The organism is Dickeya oryzae (assembly GCF_020406815.2).
Classification (GTDB): Bacteria; Pseudomonadota; Gammaproteobacteria; order Enterobacterales; family Enterobacteriaceae; genus Dickeya; species Dickeya oryzae.
The window spans coordinates 1,631,995-1,655,411 of sequence record NZ_CP162670.1; the positions used below are offsets into that span (position 1 = coordinate 1,631,995).

Sequence of the window (23,417 nt, forward strand, 5' to 3'; positions counted from 1 at the left end):
AATCTATTTCAGTTATAGTATCAGCTCTCTTTCTAATTCTTTTTATTTAATATGAACTTATTAACATTAGCCTCAAGGATAGTGGTGCTGGGTTTCGTGTGTCTAATTGGGGTAGCTCAGGCTAAGCCTGGGGTGTATCACGGCATGTTGGGGACAATGCCGGTGGTGATGGAGCTGAATATCCGCACGGATGGCAAAGTGCAAGGCCGTTATTTTTCTCCCGCAGAGCACGTGACGCATTCGCTTTATGGTTCTCAAGCCGATCAAGGTTTACTGGTGCTGACAGTCGCGGATGACGAAGACGCGACGATGCCAGACGATGAGTCAGAAAATAAACCGTCGGTTGAGCGGCAATTAACGTTACACGCAGTCGGAGAACAAGGCTGGAACGGTGAGTGGCGTGACGGGGAGGCCGCACCAGCAGTCGCGATGTTGAAACTCGCGGCACCTGTAGAGTCTACGGCAGTGGTTAAGTTGTCGCCTTTCATGCAGTCACTGTATGCGCTATCAATGTATGACTTTCTGTTCCAGCAAGGCTATGAGTTGAAAATGGCCAAGGAGGGTGTTGTTAATGGCTATCATGTCGAATGGTGGCAAGATCCATTAACGCATTTTTCCATGTTTCAGGTGATATCGGGTTACCCGGCAGCGCAACGTGAGCAGTTAAACGCCCAGTTACGTGATGATTTTTGGCAGATATTGATGCGGCCGACCTGGTGTGGTGACAATAATATATTTGGAGTGAAAATCGGTTTGCTATCGCCGAATGTCGCCAGCTATATCATCTCCGGGCAACACAGCTGTCCGGGGGCGGCACATCCAACATCTGAGGTATTTACCCGAACGTTTCGTGTGAGTGATACAACATTATTGTCACTGTCTGACCTGCTTTGGGTTGGTAAACGTCCCGTGCCAGATGAAGATGATATTGAGAGTGACTATCTGGAAAATACCTTTCCCGGCTGGTTAAAAAAACAATTCGATAAGCTATACCCAGTACAAATGAGTAAAACGGGGGATACAGAAGGCGAATTCGATGGCTGTGATTATTCATCTGAGAGTATTTGGGTCGATACACCGTGGTATCTCACCCGCAAGGGGATCTATTTTCAAACTATGATGCCGAATATGTTAACGACCTGTAATGAGAGTGGCTGGGAGGTTCTGCCATGGAAATGGGTCAATCAGCATCGCGGTCGTCTGCAAGATTTGTTGCTGCCCTGACTGACTCTGTGTGAACACACCATGCAGGCTCGTTATCTACAGTGAGCTTGCATGGTGATGACTGGTGTGGATATACCGCACTTTTTTATTCTCCTGATAAAATGCGCACCATTTTTTGATTTCGATGCTTAATCTATTTCAGTTATAGTATCGGCTTTCTTTCTTATCTGTTTATTTAATATGAAATTATTAACATTAGCCTCAAGGATAGTGGTGCTGGCGCTGGGTGTTGTCTGTACGAGGAGTATGGCTCTCATGCCGTTAGATCATTATTACTATGAAGGTAAGATTGGCAATACCCCGATAGTTATGGAATTAGTTGTTGGCCCAGACTATGGGATAGAAGAAGGGCGCTATTTTTCCCCTGACGAGCATGTCATGCGCCCACTTTCTGGAACGAATAAAGAATCAGAAGAATCAGAAGAATCAGAAGAAGCGAAAGAAGACGATAACTCATGGAAAATTTCCTTGAAACTTGGCCATCGTGCAGATGATGCTAACGCAACGGCGGAGCAAACATTAAATCTTAAGGGGTCTTTTGGTAATAAGTTGTACGGTGAATTTCGTGAAAATAATGCTGCACCGATCGCGGTGACGTTATTGCCCATGACGGATTTTCCTGGCGAAGGTAAGGTAGCGGGGGCTTCCCCGTTTATGAAGTCGGTCTATAACAACTCATGGTTCTATGCCTTTTTTCAGCAGGGATACGAGCCTAAAATGGTTAAGCAAGGCAAAGTAGGGGAGTACGCTATTGAGTGGTGGCAAGACCCGCTTACCCATTACTCCATGTTCCAGGTGACATCGGGTTATCCAGTCGAGCAGCGTAATCAATTGAATGAAGCGTTGCGTGATATTTTTTGGCGTACCTTGTCCGAGATGAGTATCTGTAGCAATGAAAAGGATTTGAAAGTAAAAATTGGTTTGCTGTCGCCAAACGCCGTCAGTTATACCCTGACGGGAAAATTTCAGTGCCCGGATGATTCACAATCCCAAATCAAAGTATTTACTCATACATTGAGTATCAGAAACTCAAGCGCAGAATTTAGCTTATCTGATCTGCTCTGGCTTGATGACCTCCCAGTACCGGTGGTGAATGATCATTATGATAATGGCGATGATAATGGTGAATGGGATTTACAAAAGCGCCTCCCTGAGTGGTTAAAAGGCCAGTTTACCCAATTGTATCCAGCTAAAATGACCCGAACATCCGGGGCGTCTGGACAAGGCTGTGACTACACCGCAACACAAACCTGGGCAAACACTCGTTGGTCCCTCACCCCGGAAGGTATTTATTTTAAGCCGCTAAGGCCAGATGGTACGGACGTGTGCGATGACGAAGGGTGGGAAGTTGTGCCCTGGCACATTGTGAACCAATATCCTGGTCGGCTCCAGTATGTGATGGTTCCCTGAATACACCGGTGTGATAACGATATCGGTGTCACACCTGCATAACGGTGCGGTCTGTTTCAGGTTGCTGATAGGTGAACGGCATTCATGAAATAACCGCGATTTTCAGGCACGTTTTTATTTTTACGCCGGTATGTGATGAGCGTTAAATAACGTGCCTGCCCCTTAATTTGTTAATGTCATATGATGCTATTAATCAAAAATGCAAGGATGGTGGTGGCTGGCTTGGCGATGGTAATGACCTGCGCGTTTGCCGACGCCCCTGCCCCCTCTTCACAGGCTTCGCCTTTTAAACAATGGCTCTATTGGTCAGAGCCTGACACTTACGAGCGTTATGCCAATACCGACCTGAAAGTGGCAAAACAAGAGAATATCAACGGTTATGATATTGTCTGGTGGAGTGATCCATTGACAGGTATGACGTACCCGCAAATTGCTTCTGGCTATACACCTAATCAGCGTACACGGCTTAATAACGTATTGAATGCTGACATGTTTATGAGCGCAGAAGCTAAAAAAGCGTGCCAGGCGTCGTATCAAAAACTGTCTAAGACGCAAAAGGGACAATCCCCATGGGGGGATCGCACAGAATGGTCGTTCACCTTAATGACACCCTCGGTGATCAGTTATCTGAAAAAAGAAGTGCGCTCCTGTAATGGCGATGTACCAGACACCTTTTTTTCTGCCAGCACGCTGTTAGTGCAGGATGCCAGAAAGCTTTCGATCGACGATGTCCTGATGCTAAATGCGCCCCCTTCAGATATCACACGTAACCAGTCCTTTGATACTTACCACGGGGTCATCCTTACCGACTGGATTATAACGCAGTTAAATACGCTTTATCCCCGCCAGATGAGTGATGAATCTTGCGCATATCGGTTTGAAGAATGGAGTGAGGATTTGTGGTCGTTGACGCCGGAAGGCATCCGTTTTTATCCGAGCGCGGATCGTCCTAAAACCTGTAGTGACGATGGGTGGGCGGTGCTGCCGTGGAGCTTGGTGAAGACAACTCCCGGACGGCTGACGCATCAGGTGATGCCATAAACACAAGTTATAAATATAAACCGCAAGGATTGGATAATGAAACGTATTACGTTTATGGTGCTGGCGCTGGGGTTACTGGCCTTAACCCAACGTGTGTGGGCGGATGTTTATCGTGGGACGATAGGGAATGCCAATGTCGTGCTGGAGTTAACGCTTGGTGATGCACTGGGGACAGGGCGTTTCTTTGATGTACAGGATCATAAAAACCGCGTTCTGACGGCCTGGATTGAGGGAATGGACGATGAATCGCTGATTGTGGTGCCGGATAGTCAGTTGGACAGTTCAATTAGCGATGATGCGCTGAATAAACGGCATCATATGGTGTTGCGTCCGAATAAAGAAAAACAGGGCTGGCAGGGTGAATGGCGTCAACCGAATGGGCAGCGCCTTCCGGTCAATTTGGTACGGCTATCCAACGTGGATGTCACTGTCGATAACACACAGACCGTGAAGCAAGGGTTGTTGGATATTTCGCTCTATGACTACCTGCTATGGCAAAACCAGCCGATGGAGTTCCTTGGTGAAAGGGATATGTGGGGATATCGACTGGCATGGTGGCAGAATCCGCAGACGCGGGTGAGAGTGTTTCAGTTTGTCAGCGGTTATTCACCGGAAACAATGGCGGCACTGAACCGTACCTTACAGCAAGAATGGTGGAAAACCATGCTGAAACAGCAGGCGTGTGTTGATAATGAAGGTTATCTGACACAACGGATTCAGATAACCCTGCTCTCCGCATCGCTGGTTAGTTATATCAATCAGATACATCATCAAGACTGTAAGGTTATTATCCGGTATGAGGAGGGACACGATGATCTGGAACAAGGTAACGATAAAGATCAAATCTTTTGGATAAAAACGCAAACGCTCTCCACCCGTACAGCCAAACCTGTCGCATTGTCTCAATTGTTATCAATAGGGGAGAATAACGCAGCCGGAGAGTATCAGTTGCTGTATGCCGATTTTGATCGTGCGCTACCAAGATGGTTGTATAAGCAACTGGTGACATTGCATCGGGATGAACTGGTAGCCAGATCAGACGTTCTTCTATTCCCTGAGTTTGATAACTGGTCCCAAGTTGACAAGAACTGGTTCGCAACGGCTAAAGGCCTGCGCTTCTATGCCAACATGCCGAACGGCAGCGATATTAGTCATATCGTCTATCACTCATGGGCGTTATTACCCTGGTCATTTGTAAAAAATCACCCGTCAGTAGAGGTTCAGAACGGTGAACTGGTGCTGCCTTAAGTCTGGGTCGCACCAGGGGGCTGCTTTTATCAAATTATAAAAGAGACATGTTTATCATATGAAAAGCATCTGTTTTATTGCAGGGATTCTGGGGATGGGGCTACTGTCGGCAAGCGTGCAAGCGACACCCGTAGTATATAACGGCACGCTGGGGACAACGCCGGTGGTGATGGAGTTGGATGTTAACGTCGATGGGCGTGTGGAGAGTCGCTATTTCACCACCCCAGAGCGAGTGACTCACCATATTAATGGTCAGCGCAGCAAGCAAGGGCAGTTGACGCTGAATGTCGATGTAGATGCGTTGGAGAATGACGACGAGGCTGATGCTGAGGCAAAGCCCACCAACAGCCCGGTCATCACGTTACAACCTGCCGATAATAACGGCTGGCAGGGCGAGTGGCGTCAGGGGCAGGGGGCACCGCTCACTGTGGTACTGTCACCAGTAGCACCGATAGCTACCGCCGGATTGTCGCCCTTTATGCAGTCACTCTACCAAGTCTCGCCTTATGACTATCTGCTGCGTGCAACGGCTGAGCCGGTGATGGTCAAACAAGGTGTCGTCAATGGTTATAACGTGGAGTGGTGGCAGGAACCGAACGCTAAAATATCGATGTTCCAGTTAACCTCGGGTTATCCGGCAGAAAGACTTGTTGCACTGAATACCGCACTACGAGACAGCTTCTGGCGCACAGTCTTGGCTGTTGCTCAGTGTGAACACTCGGACGACAAGGTGAAAATTAGTCTGTTGTCAGAGACGTTGATCAGCTACGTGGTGTCCGATGTCAGAGACTGCGGCGGTGCGCATAGCTATATGGACGTGTCACCCCATATTTTGCAAGTCTCAAATGCAAGCTGGCTGACACTCTCTGATCTGATGTGGGTAGACACGTCGCCAGTACCTGATGCCTCAGCTATCCCTGATGCGTATTTGCAGGACACCTTACCGACATGGCTGGCGGCTGAGTTTGCCCGGCTTTATCCGAAACAGACCGCGGCAACGGATGATGAAAGCGACGATGTCTGTGATTACAGTTCAACGGAAGTGTGGGCGAACGCGCCCTGGAGCCTGACACCCAAAGGCATCTATTTTCAGACCATGACTTCTAATTTTACGTCGCTGTGTAAAGGTTCCGGCTGGGAAATCCTGCCCTGGGATATCGTCAAACAACATCCCGGCCGGTTGAAGGATTTACCAGGCGTTGTAACTACTTCGGACCACGCCGAGCCGCAGCTTTTCAGCGGCACGTTGGGTGATGACAGTATCGTTCTGGAACTGAATATCGATGCTAAAAACTCTGTAGCAGGGCGCTATTTTTCCACGCGTACGCTGCATGATCGGGAATTGTCAGGGGATCGCCATACTGACGGGCAGTTGGCATTAAGCGAAGTGATTAGTCAAAAGTACCGTGATGAAGATGACGATACCGAGCTTCCTGAACTGACATTGCATACTGTGGATAATCAGGGCTGGCAGGGAGAATGGCGTGATGGTAAAGGGAAGACGGCGAAGGTCATGCTGCATCCGTTGTCGGTAACGGCACCATCATCAGTGTTTATGCAAAGCCTTTATGCACGTTCTCACTATGACTATGTACGTAACCAGAAGGCGGAACCTCGACAGGTGAAAAAAGAGGTGATTAATGGGTATGAAGTGGAGTGGTGGCAGGATCCGCTAAGTAATGTACTGACAGCTCAACTGGTTTCTGGTTACACCCCCGAGCAACGTGCCCGTTTAAATGCAAAACTGATCGACAGCCTTTGGGAGCAGGCTGCGCTTTTTCAACGTTGTGAGATGTTCAGCAATGGCAAAGACGTTCTTTCGCCGGAGTTTTCATTACGTCTGCTGTCGCCATCTGTTGTTAGCTATACCATTGATGTGGATACTATGTGCGCAGATGTCGGGCGCGAAGTGTACACAAGGGCGAGTACGCTACGCAGCAGTGATGCAAAGCCACTGACACTGGCCGATATCCTGTGGGTCGCCGAATCACCGATTCCTGATCAAACGACAGGAACCAAAGACAGTCAGTATCTCGATGAGAATTTTACCGACTGGCTGGTTGAACTATTCAGTAAGCGTTATCCCAAGCAAATGAGAGATGACTTTCAGGTGGATGGTGAGACTTGCAGTTATGGCGAATCAGCATCATGGGGAGCGCCGGAATGGTATTTGACCCCGCAAGGCATTCATTTCCTGCCTGAGGCTATGACTGGATTAGCACCAGAGTGTCACAACGCCGACTGGGCTGTCATACCTTGGGATATCGTCAAACAACATCCCGGCCGGTTGAAGGATTTACCGTTGCCGTAACAGGCATCTTTCCGGGTTTGGTTTGTTAAATGCCACAAAGCCCGCATCATCGGATGCGGGCTTTGTCATGTTATAGCTGTCTTTCAGTGCATGAGTCGGTGATAACAACCGTTATTGCACTCGTACGTCGAAACCGGGGAAGTATTGTTTCGCCAGTTTCTCGACGGTGCCGTCGTCTTTCACTTGTTTGATAGCCTTGTCCAGTTCGGCTTTCAAGGCCTCATCACCTTTACGCAGGCCAAAACCGATGCCGCTGCCGAGAATCGAGGTGTCTTCTACCGGCCCGCCGATAAAGGCGAAGCCTTTGCCTTCCGGTTTATCCAGGAAACCAGACTGGCCTGCCGCTGCCATTACCAGCGTACCGTCCAGACGGCCTGCTGCCAGATCGTCGTATGCCAGGTTTTGATCTTTATAGCTTGTCACTGTCACGCCTTTCGGCTCCCAATGCGCTTTGGCATACACTTCCTGAATCGAACCCTGCAACACACCGATATTTTTGCCTTTCAGCGCTTCGGCCGTCGGAGCCAGACCAGTATTGGGTTTGCCGACTAATTGTGTCGGAATACGGTAGATAGGCTGGGTGAAGTCGATCGCTTCTTTACGTTTCTCCGTGATGTTCATCGCGGAGTTAATAGCGTCGAATTTTTTGGCCTGCAGTGCCGGGATCAGGGCGTCAAAGGAGGTTTCTACCCAACTGCATTTGAAGTTACCGGCCTTACAAATGGCGTTGCCCAGATCGATATCGAACCCTTCCAGTTGCCCTTTGGCGTTTTTACTCTCAAACGGCGGGTATTCCGCTTCCAGACCGAAACGCAATTCAGTTTGCGCCAGTGCAACGGAAGAAGACAACAACCCCAGTGACAACATCAGTATGCTTAGTTTTTTCATAGTGGGAACGATCTCCGGTGAATCATCAATCAGTAGTGTTATCAATATGTAATGTTCAAATCGCCATCATCAAACAACAGTAATCTTCAGGTGCCAGTCAGGTACTGCTGTCTCTCTTTTCATCACACCGTTGTTGCATACGGCTGTATTGCACACAGCATGGCGCATGGCTGGTACGTCATGGCCGATTAACGGCGTGAGCCTGTTACCTGACACAAGGCTTTTGCACCCGCCAGTAGCGTAGCGTCATCTTTAGAGAAGGAAAGACGAATTAATTTATTATCCGTACCATCGGTGTAAAACGCCGAGAGTGGAATAGTCGCCACACCGTGCTCGACAATCAGTCGTTTGACGATATCGCTGTCGCTCTCATCGCTGAAATGCGCGAAGCTGGCCAGCATGAAGAAGGAACCGGCGGAAGGCAGCAGCTCAAAGGGACTATCCTGCAACGCTTGCGTGAGCAGATCGCGTTTTTGCTGATAGAACTGCCCCAACGACAGATAGGTAGCGGGGTCTGCCATGTACTCGGCAAAGGCATACTGCATCGGTGTGTCGGCGGAGAACATCATAAACTGGTGGATTTTGAGGATCTCATCCATCAGCGCTGCCGGGGCCAGACAGTAACCGACGCGCCAGCCGGTGACGTGAAACGTCTTGCCAAACGAGGAGACAATCACACTGCGCGCCGCCAGCTCGCTGTGGGTTGCCATGCTGTGGTGCTGTTGTCCGTCAAAGACCACGTGTTCGTAGACTTCATCAGACAGGATCACGATATCGGTGTTGCGCGTCAGGCGTGCCAGTTGCGCCAGATCATCGGCACTCAGCACCTGACCACTCGGGTTATGGGGCGAGTTGATGATAATCATGCGGGTGCGTGACGTGATGGCGGCCTGCACTTCATCCCAATTAATGCTAAAACCCGGTAACGCCAGTTTCAGTGCAACCGGTGTCGCGCCTTGCAGCCGCACTATCGGCGCGTAGCTGTCAAAGGAGGGTTCGAAATAAATGACCTCATCGCCCGGGTGTACCAACGCAGAAATAGCGGAGTAGAGCCCTTCGCTGGCGCTGGCGGTGATGGTTACTTCTTGCCCGGCGTCATAATGTTGGCCGTACAAACGCCGCACTTTTTCTGCCACGACCTCTTTGAGCGATACCAGCCCGGACATCGATGCGTACTGGTTATGGCCTGCGGTCATGGCACGTGTCACCCCGGCGATCAACTCGGGAGAACAGGGAAAACTGGGTGCGCCTTGTGACAGGTTAATGGCGTTATGCTGGCTGGATAACTGACCAATGACGGTGAAGATGGTGGTTCCTACATCCGGCAATTTGGAACTAAAGCGCACCGGGGTGTGAATCGGCATACGTGATCTCCGTGGGTTGCCGTTAATACTCGTACGTTAGTAACACGAGACGTTGATAACACAGTACGTCAAAACGTAATAAATGAATAACTATTCATGCATTAGACGTTGCCGGTAGTAGTACCACAATCGAATTGTTGTCATAATAGCCATGAGAAAAATGCATGGCTTGAGGCTGTTCCTGGTGATTTTATCCTCTTTCAGCGATAAGTTGCTGTGATGACGAGCTGCATGCCTGATGAAATGAGCGGCCATTAGCACCAGCGATGCCGGATGAACAGGTCAGTGGCGGTGCCGTTCTTTTTGCATAGTTATGTAATCGATTTACTTATGGCTACCGGTTAAAGGGCATTGCTGAACATGAATAAACGTATTCCACCGCTCAATGCACTACACGCGTTTGTGGTCACCGCTCGCCATCTCAATTTCACCCGGGCGGCAGAGGAACTGTTTGTGACCCAGGGAGCGGTAAGCCGCCAAATCGCGTCACTGGAAGCGTGGCTGGGGTTTGCCCTGTTTCAGCGGCATGCGCGCGGCTTGCGGCTCACCCCGCAGGGCAACCAGTTACTGCCAGAAGTCCGTGAGGTGTTCGAGCAACTGTTTCGGGTCACCGATCAGGTGCGTGAAGGGCGCTCTATCCGCATGAAAGCGCCGACCTGCGCCATGCGCTGGCTGGTGTCGCACCTGATGCTGCTGGAGCAGTCGCGGCCGGATATCCATGTTGCCTTGACCACCACCACCGAACATGGGGTCGATTTTCGCCATGAGGACTTCGATGTGGCGGTGGTGTTTGCGCCACATACCGCGCCAGTGCAACACGACGGCAAACTGTTCGATGAGGTACTCTCGCCAGTGCTGGCACCGCACTTGTTGTCAGCCGGGCAGACGACACTGATGCCGGAGCAACTGTCACGGTTGACGTTACTGCATCCCACCCAGGATCAGCGCGACTGGAAATTGTGGCTAAAAACGCAGAGCATCAGCGAGCAGATGATACGTCGCCATCAGCAGTTCGATACGATGGATTTAGCGATCAGTGCCGCGATTCAAGGGTTTGGGATTGCAATTGCCGATGTGACGCTGGTAGCGGAAGATCTCCGCCGCCAGCGGTTGGTGATGCCCTTCAGCGGCACGGTGAGGACAGGGGCTGCCTATTATCTGGTGCACCGGCCCGGTACTCAGCCGGAATGGCTGACGGATTTTCTGACCAGCTTCACCGCGTGTTTATCGACGGATCAAGGCTGATGTAGCCAGGGTTCACACAGCCGGACCTGGCCTGCGTCGAAATCGACGCTGACCTGTACCCCGAGTGGCATTGTTAACATCGGGTGGGTATGGCAGCAGTCAAAATCTGCCAGTACCGGCAGCGGTTGTCCATTAAGCACCTCGCGTAATACGGTTAACGAATCACGGCCACTGCCCTTGTCATCGAACAATTCGTGTTTACCCAGGATCACGGCGGCTACCCGGTCAAACACACCGCAAAGTTTCAGGTGCGCAAAGGCGCGCTCTACGGTGGCGATGTCCTTAAGCGAGTCTTCCAGCAGCAGAATGTCGCCCTCATTAATTTTCGGCATAAACGGGCTGCCCCAAATCCCGGCCATGGTGTTGAGATTGCCACCGATAAGCCGCCCCTGATACAAACCGCTCCCCTCAAAACGCCACTGGTTGGGCCGGGTGGTTTTGGCTCGTGACTGCTGGTTCCAGTCCACCCGTTCGTCGGTCCAGCGTGATGGCGGAGCGTATGTTTGGCTGGGCTGCACTGAGCTGGTCAGTGCAACGAAACTGGAAAAGGTCTCGTCTACTAACGGTGGGAATTCGCCAAACGAGGCCACCAGCGCAGGGCCGTAAAACGTCACCAATCCGGTACGGGCATAAATACCCAGTAATAACGCGGTTACGTCGGAGTAACCGATGATGATTTTTGGGTCCCGGCGCAGTGCGTCGTAGTCGAGATAGGGCAGCAGTGCGTTGCTGTTGTTACCCCCGATAGTCGACATGATGCAGCGTACCGCCGGATCGCGAATCAGCGTATTCAGTTCGTCAGCACGAGCGGCAATACTGCCGGAACGGTAGTAATCGCTTTTACCGGTTAGCGAACCGGCACGCAGGCGGTAACTGTGCTGTTGGAGAAAGGCTTTTGCCCGCTCAAAACGGGCCGGAGCGAAGTGCGTTGCCGGTGAAGAAGGCGAGAAAAAACCGATGGTGTCGCCCGGATGCAACGGTGGGGGCAGTAACAGGGTATGCGGCATGAATTCCTTTCTCCGGACAGATGCCATAAGGGTGGCTATCAATCATAAGCGTTTCTTTTTAATTGCCGATCACTATAAAAAATAATTTCCGACGTTTTTTATAAATGGCGGCCTTCAATAACATAAATAACATTTACCGTGCTGAAAAGCGGTAATCGCGATGTAATTCTGCTTGTGAAATGCCATTTCATTCTATTTTATCCGCCGAGTGAGAAAATTGATAACCTTCTGTCATTACAAGGTTTTATATATAGTTCATCTCTTGTTTTCGCGTCATTCTCGCAGAAAAACATTACCTCGACTTGATAGGTACGGGATAGCCGTATGGTCAATGAAGACATAACAACAGACGACATTACACAGCACAGGCTTTGCAACAATGAAAATTTCGACACGATTATGGAGTTTCACCGGGATGCTATCGTTGGGCATCCTGATCATGGGCGCTATCGGCATGTTTACCGCAGAAAAGGCCAATCAATCGCTTAAGACCGTGTATGAAGACCGTACGGTGGTACTGGCCCAACTGGAAAAAATGGAATGGCTGATGCAGCGTAACCGGATATTGATCATGGATATGCTGCTATTACCGAATGCGGCCAATAAACAGCAACGCGTTGACGAGCTCAATCAGAATACGACTCGGATCGATCAGGTGTGGCGTGAGTACCGTGCGACATATTTGACACCGGATGAAACGCGTCTGGCGGATCAATTTGCTGAGAATTTGCAACGCTATAACCGCGAAGGGATACAGCCTACCGACTCGGCAATCCGTGCCGGACAAATGGAACAGGCAATACGCCTTTATGACAACAACGTCAGCCCACTGGAAAAGCAAAGCCATGCCATACTCAGCCAACTGGTGACATTACAGGTTGATGTGGCCAAAGAGGAATACACGGATTCTGTGCAGCGTTATCAGTGGTTAAAAACACTGGCTATTCTGGCAGTGCTGGCCGGTATTAGCGGCGCGGTGGTATTTGGCTGGTTGATGGTGCGTGGTATCGTTCGCAGTCTGCTGCAGGCACAATCGGCTGCCGAAGCGGTTGCGAATGGCGATTTAACCTATCCGATCACCGTTCGTGGGCGTGATGAAATTACCGTCGTACTCAATACATTGTCGCATATGCAGGAAAGTCTGGGGCGTATTGTCACGCAGGTGCGTCATGGTGCTGAATCGGTGAGGATGGCCAGCGGTGAAATTGCGCACGGCAACCATGACTTGTCCGCACGTACGGAATCCCAGGCTAGTGCGCTGGAGCAGACGGCCGCGTCGATGGAGCAGTTATCCGCAACGGTGAAACAGAATGCGGATAACGCCCGTCAGGCAAATCAACTGGCCCAGACGGCCAGTCAGGTGGCGGAGCAGGGCGGAAGCGTGGTTACTCAGGTGGTAGAGACCATGAGGGAGATCAATGATAGCGCCCAACGTATCGCCGACATCATCAGTGTTATCGATAGCATCGCGTTTCAAACCAACATCCTGGCGCTGAACGCGGCGGTGGAAGCGGCCCGTGCCGGTGAACAAGGCCGCGGATTCTCGGTGGTGGCGGGTGAGGTGCGGGCGCTGGCGCAGCGTAGCGCAGAGTCAGCCCGTGAGATCAAAGCGCTGATTTCCAGCAGTGTCGAGCGCATCGAAAACGGCAGTACGCTGGCGGATAAAGCCGGTAGTACCATGCATGATGTGGTCAATAGTATCCGCCGGGTGACCGATATTATGGGTGAGATAAGCTCAGCCAGTCATGAACAAAGTAGTGGCGTATCGCAGATTGGCGATGCTGTCGTGAGCATGGAGCGCACTACCCAACAAAACGCGGCGCTGGTCGAAGAGATGGCGGCGGCAGCGGGAAGTTTGAGTGGTCAGGCGGAAGAACTGGTGCAGGCCGTAGGGGTCTTTCGACTCTCGGAGCGGGTGCCCGGCTCGGTACCGAACACCCGTAGTGTAGTACAAGCTACAGAGCAAGCCTGGTTACCGGGTTATCAGTAACCGATAGCGGCACCGGCGGGTCGGCGTGAATCGTTGGCGCCGTACAGATACCCTTCACGGACCTTGCCAGATACGGCTGAGTCGTTGCCGGAGTTAGCAGGGATGACCCCTTCCACACCGGGCAGACCGACCATGATAAGCTCGGTGGCACCCCAGGGGGTCTGTTCCACCATCTTATAGCCGCGTTCTTTTAGCAGCTTGAGGGTATCGGCAGACAGGCCGCGTTGTTCGTAGTACACCTCATCGGGTAACCACTGGTGGTGGATGCGTGGCGCATCCACCGCTTCTTGCGGCAGCATGCCGAAATCGAGAATATTCAGCGCGCTTTGCAGTGTAATGCTGATAATCCGCGACCCACCCGGCGACCCCAGTACCAGGAAGATTTTGCCGTCTTTAGTCACCAGTGACGGGCTCATTGATGACAGCGGGCGTTTACCCGGTGCAATGGCGTTGCGTTCTCCTTGTACCAGACCATACAGGTTCTTCTCACCGACCTTGACGGTGAAGTCATCCATCTCGTCGTTCAGGAAGAATCCGGTGCCGGGAGCGATAACGACCGCACCGAAGCGACCGTTCACTGTATAAGTGGTAGAGACGGCATTCCCCAGACTATCGACGATCGAGTAATGGGTGGTTTCCGGTTTTTCATGCGGCTCCATGCCGGGTTTGACCTGTTCAGACGGCGTGGCGTTGGTCTCGTCGATTTTTTTGCGGATTTGAGCCGCATAGTCTTTGCTCAACAGCCGCTCCGTGGGGTTTTTAACGAATGCCGGGTCACCCAGATAGGTGTTGCGGTCCATGTAAGCGTGTCGCATGGCTTCGGTCATCACATGAATAGCTTGCGCCGAGTTAAATCCCATACTCTTCAGGTCGTAGCCTTCGAGAATATTGAGCGTTTCACACATCGTGATCCCACCTGAGCTGGGCGGTGGTGATGAGATGAACTGATAACCGCGATAGCTACAGGTGATCGGTTTGGTTTCCGTTACCCGATAGTTGGCGAAATCGGCAGCCGTCAGGATACCCCCCCCTTTTTTGGACGCTTCCTCGATAACCTGAGGAAGGGTACCATGGTAGAATGCATCAGGGCCTTTGTCGGATATCGCCTGTAATGTGTTGGCTAAGTCAGTCTGTATCAGTCGGTCGCCCGGTTGTAAGGCAGAGCCGTCGGGGCGCAGGAAAATGCGTGCGGACTCGGGGTCTTGTTTAAACCGTTTGACGGTCGTGTCGAGGATATCGGTATCACCGCGAGTCAAAATAAAGCCCTCTCGTGCCAGCTTGATAGCCGGTGCCATGACCTGCGCACGAGTCAGCTTGCCGTATTTTTCGCGGGCCGTTTCCAGCCCCAGTACCGTACCGGGAACACCCGCCGCCAGATAGCCATACAGACTGGCATCCTTTTTAACGTTGCCGTTCGCATCCAGATACATATTAGCGGACGCAGCGGCAGGTGCCGTTTCACGGAAATTGATAAACGTATCCTGACCATCCGCCAGATGGATTGTCATAAACCCACCGCCGCCGATGTTGCCGCAGCAAGGATTGACGACGGCCTGTGCGTAGCCGACCGCTACCGCCGCATCAATGGCGTTTCCCCCCATTTTCAGAATATCGACACCGACTTGTGATGCGAGGTGCTGTGAGGTGACCACCATACCGTTTTTCGCTTCCACTGCCGGTATGGAAACCGCGTGGACTGCACCGCTGACCAGTAACGCCGTCAGACTTAACGATAGCAGCCATTTTCCCGATGCCATAAAACCCCCTTGTAACCGGATTGATGTTGTTGTCTTTACGTACCGTTGTGATTGTGTCTCTGTAATGCATGCCGCGTGCCACTTTAGCTCTGACACCATGCCGTTTTCAGTGTAGCGGCGACGGCATGCAATACACGGAAAATCATCAGGAATGTTATCGATTTGTGATGTCTTCGCCTGATGAGGTGTAAGTCCGAAGGTGTGTCAGTAGAGCATGACCCGAAGAGGGATTAACCTGGGGATGAATGGGACTTTGCGGTATGCCTGGCATAGGCATCGCATACCGTTGTGACAATTTGCTCACCGATAACCGGCCCGGGAAGGCACTGCTGGCGAATACGCTGACAAGTTGCGGCGATCTCGGGGTCGTCCAGTAGCTGGCATAACGTATCGTCGAACCTGTCGATATCGTCGTCTTTAAGCCAGGCACCACACTTCATGGCCGTCACCCGACGTGCGTTGTCGAATTGATCGAAGGCACTGGGGATCACCAATTGAGGAATACCAGCGGCGAAGGATTGCGCCATCGTACCGATACCGCCGTGATGGATAACCGCGGCACACTGATGCAAATAGCGGTTCAGATTGATGTGGCGCTCGATACGAATACCGGTATCGTTTGCTAAGTCATCATTGGGCTTGCCAACGATTAAGCATTGATAGCCACGTCGGCGGATTTTTTTTACCAGAGAAACCATCAATACCTGTTTGCTACTGAGCGCCCAACTCGGCATAAACATTATGGTCGGCCCCTGTGCAATAAACCGCGTCAGAGAGTCATCCTCGTGGTTATCCAGCAGGTTAAACAACGGAAACCCTACCTGGCGGATATGTGGCGGCCAGTCTGGCAAGGGTGAGGCAAACCATTCCGGAAACAGACACAGTAACGTTGAGTCCGTACGATGCGCCCAGGAGGTCAGTACCCGTTCGATTCGCGGTAATCGCAGCTGATTTCTGAAGCTATTGATAAAAGGCGCCAGTGTTCTGTCAATCAGGTATTTCTCGGCGAGATGCAAAAACAGACGGCGCAGGCTAATCGGTAACCGACGTCCCCAGGCCAGTTGGCGGTGATAAGGCGGATCGTAACTGGAGATAAATGTTGATGGCGTGACGCGCACCGGGATAACACAGCAGCCGCGGGTTTCGCTGAACATTTTGGCGGAGAACGACCAGAGCGAGGTGAGGATGACTGAGGTGCTATCGACCCACGGTTCCAGCGCGTCATAAGCGGCTTGTTGTTGGGCATTCATATACCTAACCATTTCATTGAATGCGGATTTTTGATTCCATAAGCGCTGTGAGTTAACGGCGCGTAAATATTCCTCACTGCTACCAACCGGGATAAACTGCAATCCTCTTTCTTTTGCCGTTTTTTCAAAATAAGGATTGGTGCAAAGGTAAACTTCCAGTCCGGCATTCTTTAGTGCTTCACCTATTATAATAAATGGATAAACATCTCCAGCAGATCCCAGCGTGGATAAAAATATCCTCATGACTCCCTCCTGTGTGCACCAGAATTCTCTGGTGTAATTTCATCCTTGTGATTTATTACGGTAATTAATTGCAGTGTGGAAAATAACGTATTAACTGGCATTCATTGCCTATTATTCCTTACCTGATGCATGTACGGCACGGAAGGTATGATGTCTTACCGCTCTTTTTGCATAAGATCGTGATAGTCAACATCGGCTGGCTGGTAGCGTGTTATCGCGAGTATAGGGGAGGGGGTATAAGTCTGTACAGGCATTATTCCTGATGCGGTTTATTAATTTTTGTATCGAAGTTTATTCGAATAAGAAAATAAAATGAGCAGCAAGAAAATAACAATGATTGATTGTCACGTTAGTTTTTCTATTATAAATAGATAATTAATGCTGCTTAATTAACATGGGCTGATTATCACGGCTTAGCAGGTTGAACATTAATCATTATCTGACTTCATATCTGATTAATGCCCCCACGGTGATGAACCTGAAACTGGACATGACAGCATGGCGATGGCATACGCGGTACTGGGTCGTACAAAGAGAAACGCCTCGCAGTTCTTTATGAATTGCAAGGCGTTGAATTTGGCTCCTCTGACTGGGATCGCCTTTGCCAGTAACTGGCTAATAAGTAAGCTAAGCCGGAAGTCTCTTCCTGTCAAGACCACCAGAGTGACCACCAATAGGCACGGTTATATAAAGTGATTTTTAGCCCTCTCCTTGCATAGGATGATCGTTACTATGATACTCCATTCAAGGAAAGCTCAATCAGAGCTGGCATTGAAGAATCTCTACCACAGTGGAACTGTTCCAAAGAGATCTTCAGTGAGGCGAATCTCTGCAGATGGATCTTCTGCAGAACAGCCGGTATGTAGTACTGCTGGGCTGCTCTCTGTACCATTTTTACCATCACTGTTCAGGCTCCTCGCTTAGCTTAAACGTTTACTGCATCCAATAATGGCGATATTCCATAACCTGATTCGGTTACCTTCAGAGTGCCCTAAGCAGTCTGATAGACGTGAATACTCTTATGAATATGTTGATGGTTCGTGTAGTACTCGTACAGGCTGTTTGCCTCGTTTGACCGGTGATGGAAGCCACGCTCACCCCACATAAGCCATACCAGTACTTTGCCGGACTGAATCAAGTAGCGGTCAAGAAGATCACGACGTAGATAGCTGATAGAGCCACTGAGCTCCGATCCATACTCGCCAACTTCGCGGTATAGGGATGCAGTGCCTGTAACATCGTACAAATCCCACTTGTTTGCGCGGTACCTGAGATTTAAAGCATTACAAAGCTGCTTTGAGGGTAGGCACACACTGCTGCTGTGATTTTCTGCACTGTGGTAGCTCTCCCAGTTGTACCTCTGCACAGGAATTTCGACTGAGACACCATGGTTTGACCACCTATCTGCAGACACCATGTATTCGGCACAGCCGTCTTCTTGTTCGTCAGCGTGTTGCAGTCCCGGAATCGAGAAAAAAGGCATTTCACCAGCATAGGTGTAGTAGTAACTAGGCCCTTCTGGAATGGCGTCATTGCCAGGGTATTCGAGACCGATGAACAACTCATATAGACGGTCAACTTCTGTTCTGTCCACAAGTATTCCCCGAAGGAAAGTGAAGACCTGTCGGTCGTCCGTGGGAGCATTTTGTTTAAGAAAACCGTCAAGTAGGATCCATGGCCCCGTCAGACCATCAATCTCCGTGATCTCTAGGATGCTGCGGTAGTCAGGTTGCGGACCTCTCACTATCCAATCACCAGCATCCGCAGACTGATCATTAAACAAGACAGGGAGTGACAAATCAATGTTTACAGCCTCTAGCGGAAACGTTGGGTCGATATCCGCATCTGATGGGCGTGCGCTGCGGTCCTCGGAAAGGCAGCCCTGCGAGTATCGTATTCCCCACATCTCGAAGTAAGCTATCCAGCCGTACTTTTTCCCATATCGATCGATTTTGTGCTTTTCATCTCCCATACGAGAGCCGGAGTACATTTGCCGGTCAACGGCTTTGAACTGCTCGGGCTCATAGCCAAGCACCAGCATTCGCGAAACGATTGCCGACAGCACCCGTTGGTATTCTGGGTTGCTGTCATCGTAGTTCCAGCGATCTGGAATCAGTCTACCTATCGTGTAGTTGCCGAAGTCCATTCGAATCGCTTCGTCCTTTGCACGTTTGATCACCGCCGAGTCGTAATGCGGTAAGGCGTCAAACGGACTTGGCAGATGGCTAAACGGTCGAAGCAGGTGCGCTGCCTCGTCCTCAGACAAGCAAGTCGGATCAACCATCCTTGCGATGGCAATAGTTCCCAGACAGTACTGCTGATATAGGGCATGCCAAGTGGGATGCGACCCCCCAGGTGCGAACATCGCTTCATAAATCTCACGAGTAACTTGAGGTAGAGCCTCACGCATCTCCACAGCATTGATATCCGACCAGGTGGTCAGCGCTGCACCGTAGGCTGCGGCGAACATACGCTCGGGCACGTATTGGTCAGAAACGGCAATTGACTCGACTGCCAGCTGGAAAAACTCTCCTGGCCGCTTGACTGCGAATTCGTACAGGGTCTTGGTAGCCAAGTCGCGCAGGCTTCTGATCGTTGACGTCAGCGTCCACATCACCCAGCGTGCCCGCCGAATCTCTCGCTCGTCTAGGTCACTCGATTTCCATCTGGACAACAGGAAATTGAAGTCATCTTCAATTTCCTGTTGTCGCTCTCTAATCCACTCAGACCAGAACAGATCTCGCTGCGTATTGGGCATTGCCAAGAGCACATCATGCGTGAAATTTATGTCAAACGGATGCGCTATTGCTGCTCTGGTGCTCCGAAGTCTCTTGAAGGCTAATTGTGCAAACGGCTTCGATTCCTGCATCGCGCATGCAAATCGTTCAACCGTTTCCCGGCTGATGTGACGTGGGTCTGATTGCGCCGTCAACAAAAGGGCGTTCATGACAAGATTCTCGTCCAGCAAGTCTTGCCAAAGCTGGCGGCGGCCACGATGTTGCGGATACAGGCCAACCAGAGCCCGGAATACGTCATAGGCAAAAGTGTGTGACCCAGACTCACGGAATTGAAACTGCGCGAGTCCCTCATTGCTTTGCAGCCAATGCGCCAAGTCAGGCTTAGCAAGCAGGTGATACGCCATCATATGTCCGGCCATCAGGTCGTATGAAAACGCGATGCCTTGGACGCCTTCTCCAGAAGTCGTTCGAACGAGTACGCCTTCGGACTCCAGCGCGCGAATGATGCTGGCGTCCCAACGGCCTACGTCTCCAACTGCCGCACGTACAGTTTGGAACTCCACGCTTCTCGCGTTGCCATCCCAAAGGAGCCCCGCGATCGTCAGCAGTGCATCTTGCACCTCCTCCTGATAGATACGATGCGCTGCCGGTGAAAGCTCAGCAATTCGTGCTGCGACCTTGTCGAAGTGCGCTTCGAACAGGCTTGTAAGCGAACTGGGTAGGGCCTCCACTCCGACAAGGTGCTGGCGCCGAGGGTTCGCCACCTCGCAGAAGATTTTCAGCGTCAATGGGTGCTGCAAGAACTCGATTGGTAAATCTGCGTCGGTGGCGTCGATCCTGTAGTACGCAAAGTACTTCTCAATGGCCCTCTGCGGTGCTTCTTGGAATCCGTTGTGCTCAACTAGAGGAAAGTCCTCCGGCAGGCACATTGGCGCGAACTCATTGCGTAGAGTGACAACCAGCAGAACATATGGGAAGCCCTCCAGAAACTCCTGCGCTCGGGCGAGTTCATCCCTCCAGTTTCTTGGGTCTTCGGCTTCATTCAGACCATCAATGACTATAGGGATTCGCTTGCCCGCGCGCTGACCAGCTGCATCAACGGCCTCAACCAGCCGGTCGAAGCTCTCCGCTGGTCTGCCAGAAATCTTGAAGGCAGACACAAGATCGTCAAGACTCTGGCCTGCGTGAAGGTTCTTGCCCAGTAGCAAGATACCGCCGGGGAAATCTCCATCTGGCTGCGTCACCTTGATGGCAAGCTCAGATTTTCCTTCTCCTGCAGCTGCAAGAACGGCCACAGCTCGAACGCTTATCGACCGTTCCAGACTGAACAGCACCGAGGAAAGTGCATGGATGTCCGCGACCAGATTTGCGGTTAACGGTGCTCCGCCTGAACGAGCCCCACGCAGCTTTGAAAGTAGCCTATCATAGCGCACCGGTTGAGGCGGATTCGCAGCCAGCATATGTTGTATAGCGTCGAAGTCACCACTGCCGAGCGCTATGTGCAGGTTATCTAGCAGGTCAGCCGATTCGTTGGCCCTAGTCAGGAGTGAGTCAACTTCGGCCTTGAGTTCAGATTTGAGTTGACCTGTTAGTGAAGCAATATCCGTGCAATTCCCCTTGAGGGTACTAGAGAGCGTCTCCAACGATTTCCACACACTTTGGGCACCCAGATGTCTAAGTACCTTCTCCTCAGCTGCAACGCCAACATGAACTTCTGGTTGGTATCGGCTTTTGAACGGAGCCGTAGCGAGCTTATGCTGCTCAGCAAGTAGCACTGGCGTTAGAACAAGTTCACCGAAGTAGGTCTCTCGAAATAGTGCTCCAGGTCCTACGAGAAGGTCTTCGATGTCCGCTGCCGTCAGCAGCTCCAACTTAAATTCAGGGAAACTGTCTTTCTCCAGCGCGAAGAACCACTCTTGATCATCTTTTGTCAGGGTGTGACGTGTCCAAAGCTTCCAATTGGTTACACCTGGGACATGTTTGCGCGTCTTCTCGATGCCCTCGACGATTATCTTGCGGCGTTGGGTACCCAAACCTTGTCCATTTGCCAGTTCATACCATTTGCATTGCCAGCCAATCCAGCACGGCGGTGTTCCGAGAGCACAAGACTCGGTCAACTCAAGGTGGAACTCTACGCCAGGCTGGTTTGCGAGTTGCTTGAAACGACCGAAACGTCCGTAGTGTCGACGCACCAAAGCACGACAAAGTTTCTCGAAATTTTCATCCGCTGCACCGGGTAGGTTGTTGAATACATCCCAATTTGCTTCAGGCATCGGCATTTTCCCTATTCGTTGGCGTTGCCGGGATCGGACGGATAGTCATGTGCGGAGAACACTTCGACTTTTGCCCCAGCCTCGATAAACAGCTTTACGAACGCGGATATCTCTGCCTCATCAGTCGTTATTGTTATTCTATCGCCGTCACGACTTAGATGATGATCCGATAGCAGTTGGCCAAGATCAGTTGGTCCTAAGACATTAAGCTGCAGACTGCGTAGCAAAGAAAGCATGTCATCTGAAAATCGTTGATTCTCTGGCTCATCAAAAGGGATGGTATAACATTCATCTTTCGCAGCCTGAGTACTAATCTTGATAATGTCCTTCTCGACCTTTTCTGCATCTTGCGTTTGCTTGAATCTTCCGATGAGAACTAGGTTCATCGAATGCTCAGATCCGTATCCATTCCATATCTTTATCATTGTGTCTCTCGTTTGATCTCTAGGGTATTCCTAAGGCGTTTAAGCGCATGCAGAACACCTGTTTCTCCAATACACACACCCGAGGTTGAATAGGAGCTCATGCGCAATATCCCAGAAGCGTCTATGTGCGCGTAGGCCTGAAGGCCTACTTCATTAGGAAGAGGGTCGCACGTAGGTAGTCCAGGAGCACCCGCCTCACTTACTGCAAGCCGAACCTCTCCTCGATAGTTAGAGACCCAGTTCTGGAACTCTTTTCCGACCACTTTATCCATACTTGCAACCGAGTTAGTTGCTTGCTGAGGCAGTAAAAGCAATTCACTAGCTCCAAACTGTTGCGCCAGCTCAGCCACTGCGTCAAGTTCAAAAATCGTACGCTCGTTTATCACGACATTGATCCCAAAGGGCGACAATTTCGTAATCGACTCAATTCCTCTGAGTAAACTTGAAAACTGTCTTCCACGCTGCGCTTTGTAGGTATTGCCTATCCCGTCAACGCTAATGCGCGCGAAGTGGATCGAACCTTTGAGGTTTTTAACCAATGGTTTAGTCAGACGATGACCATGAGTCGTAAATGTGACTGCAAGATGAGTCTCCCCCGCAGCCCGTTTGCATATTTCGACGAAATTAGGATGGAGCGTTGGTTCCCCTCCACCAAATCCGATGCCGAGGCATCCTTCAATATCCAGTTCCTTCAACCAGCCAATCACTTGATCAGTATGCAACAATGCCTTGTGCTTGGGCGCAAAACAGTGCGCACAGTGGAGATCACAAAGATTGGTGAGTGCGACGGAGACTTGACGGGGAGATATCGACCAAACCGTCTCCTGAGGGCGCAATTCGTCTAAGAGGACATTCAGACCTGTATTTCGATCGAAGAAATGCACTCCGTTTGGCCCGATTCTTGACTTCATAACGCATTGCTCCCCGTTGATTAATACCACGACGTTGGTGATGTTTTAACATCATAGCGAAAATTCATTTTAAAAGAATATTGTAAGATTCA

Annotated in this window: 15 protein-coding genes; 7 read left to right on the plus strand and 8 right to left on the minus strand. The window is 50.8% G+C overall.

Annotation, left to right across the window (positions count from 1 at the left end; genetic code table 11):
* The first annotated feature begins 84 nt into the window (after positions 1–84).
* From LF929_RS07060 to LF929_RS07080, 5 genes are all read left to right on the plus strand, one after another.
* Positions 85–1,224 carry a hypothetical protein gene (locus LF929_RS07060; protein WP_226093300.1) on the plus strand — a complete coding sequence of 380 codons (1,140 nt, stop codon included), beginning with the start codon at positions 85–87 and terminating at the stop codon, positions 1,222–1,224.
* A 255-nt stretch (positions 1,225–1,479) separates the two neighbouring features.
* Positions 1,480–2,634 (plus strand): hypothetical protein, encoded by a 1,155-nt coding sequence (locus LF929_RS07065; protein WP_226093299.1) that lies wholly within the window; start codon positions 1,480–1,482, stop codon positions 2,632–2,634.
* Positions 2,635–2,814: 180 nt separating this feature from the next.
* The gene (locus LF929_RS07070) at positions 2,815–3,675 is read left to right on the plus strand and encodes a hypothetical protein (protein ID WP_226093298.1); all 861 of its coding nucleotides are present in this window, start codon (positions 2,815–2,817) and stop codon (positions 3,673–3,675) included.
* Positions 3,676–3,711: 36 nt separating this feature from the next.
* On the plus strand, positions 3,712–4,923 hold the full coding sequence (locus LF929_RS07075) for a hypothetical protein (protein ID WP_226093297.1): 1,212 nt from the start codon (positions 3,712–3,714) through the stop codon (positions 4,921–4,923).
* A 58-nt stretch (positions 4,924–4,981) separates the two neighbouring features.
* Positions 4,982–7,234 carry a hypothetical protein gene (locus LF929_RS07080; RefSeq protein ID WP_226093296.1) on the plus strand — a complete coding sequence of 751 codons (2,253 nt, stop codon included), beginning with the start codon at positions 4,982–4,984 and terminating at the stop codon, positions 7,232–7,234.
* A 111-nt stretch (positions 7,235–7,345) separates the two neighbouring features.
* Here the strand turns inward: LF929_RS07080 and LF929_RS07085 are convergent, their stop codons facing one another.
* Both LF929_RS07085 and LF929_RS07090 read right to left on the minus strand, forming a co-directional pair.
* A complete protein-coding gene (locus LF929_RS07085) occupies positions 7,346–8,122 on the minus strand; it encodes a transporter substrate-binding domain-containing protein (RefSeq protein ID WP_038904979.1) in 777 nt (258 codons plus the stop codon).
* A gap of 188 nt (positions 8,123–8,310) precedes the next feature.
* Positions 8,311–9,486 carry a pyridoxal phosphate-dependent aminotransferase gene (locus LF929_RS07090; protein ID WP_226093295.1) on the minus strand — a complete coding sequence of 392 codons (1,176 nt, stop codon included), beginning with the start codon at positions 9,484–9,486 and terminating at the stop codon, positions 8,311–8,313.
* Positions 9,487–9,846: 360 nt separating this feature from the next.
* On the opposite strand from LF929_RS07090, the gene LF929_RS07095 reads away from it, so the two are divergent.
* Positions 9,847–10,731 carry a LysR family transcriptional regulator gene (locus LF929_RS07095; protein ID WP_226093294.1) on the plus strand — a complete coding sequence of 295 codons (885 nt, stop codon included), beginning with the start codon at positions 9,847–9,849 and terminating at the stop codon, positions 10,729–10,731.
* On the opposite strand, the gene LF929_RS07100 is transcribed toward LF929_RS07095, so the two are convergent.
* A complete protein-coding gene (locus tag LF929_RS07100; RefSeq protein ID WP_210174214.1) occupies positions 10,722–11,738 on the minus strand; it encodes a S66 peptidase family protein in 1,017 nt (338 codons plus the stop codon). The genes LF929_RS07095 and LF929_RS07100 overlap by 10 nt on opposite strands.
* 379 nt (positions 11,739–12,117) lie before the next feature.
* On the opposite strand from LF929_RS07100, the gene LF929_RS07105 reads away from it, so the two are divergent.
* Positions 12,118–13,728, plus strand: a complete 1,611-nt coding sequence (locus LF929_RS07105) for a methyl-accepting chemotaxis protein (RefSeq protein ID WP_210176449.1) — start codon at positions 12,118–12,120, stop codon at positions 13,726–13,728.
* Here the strand turns inward: LF929_RS07105 and ggt are convergent.
* The 5 genes from ggt to LF929_RS07130 form a co-directional block, all read right to left on the minus strand.
* Entirely contained in the window at positions 13,722–15,485 is a 1,764-nt protein-coding gene (gene ggt, locus LF929_RS07110) for a gamma-glutamyltransferase (protein WP_038908508.1), read from the minus strand. The genes LF929_RS07105 and ggt overlap by 7 nt on opposite strands.
* Before the next feature lie 230 nt (positions 15,486–15,715).
* Positions 15,716–16,978 (minus strand): glycosyltransferase, encoded by a 1,263-nt coding sequence (locus LF929_RS07115; protein ID WP_038908507.1) that lies wholly within the window; start codon positions 16,976–16,978, stop codon positions 15,716–15,718.
* 991 nt (positions 16,979–17,969) lie between these two features.
* Positions 17,970–21,989, minus strand: coding sequence for a hypothetical protein (locus LF929_RS07120; protein ID WP_226093293.1), 4,020 nt, complete (start codon positions 21,987–21,989; stop codon positions 17,970–17,972).
* A gap of 11 nt (positions 21,990–22,000) precedes the next feature.
* Positions 22,001–22,414, minus strand: coding sequence for a DUF6375 family protein (locus LF929_RS07125; protein ID WP_226093292.1), 414 nt, complete (start codon positions 22,412–22,414; stop codon positions 22,001–22,003).
* Entirely contained in the window at positions 22,411–23,325 is a 915-nt protein-coding gene (locus LF929_RS07130) for a radical SAM protein (RefSeq protein WP_226093291.1), read from the minus strand. The genes LF929_RS07125 and LF929_RS07130 overlap by 4 nt, the downstream gene beginning before the upstream one ends.
* Positions 23,326–23,417 lie beyond the last annotated feature (92 nt).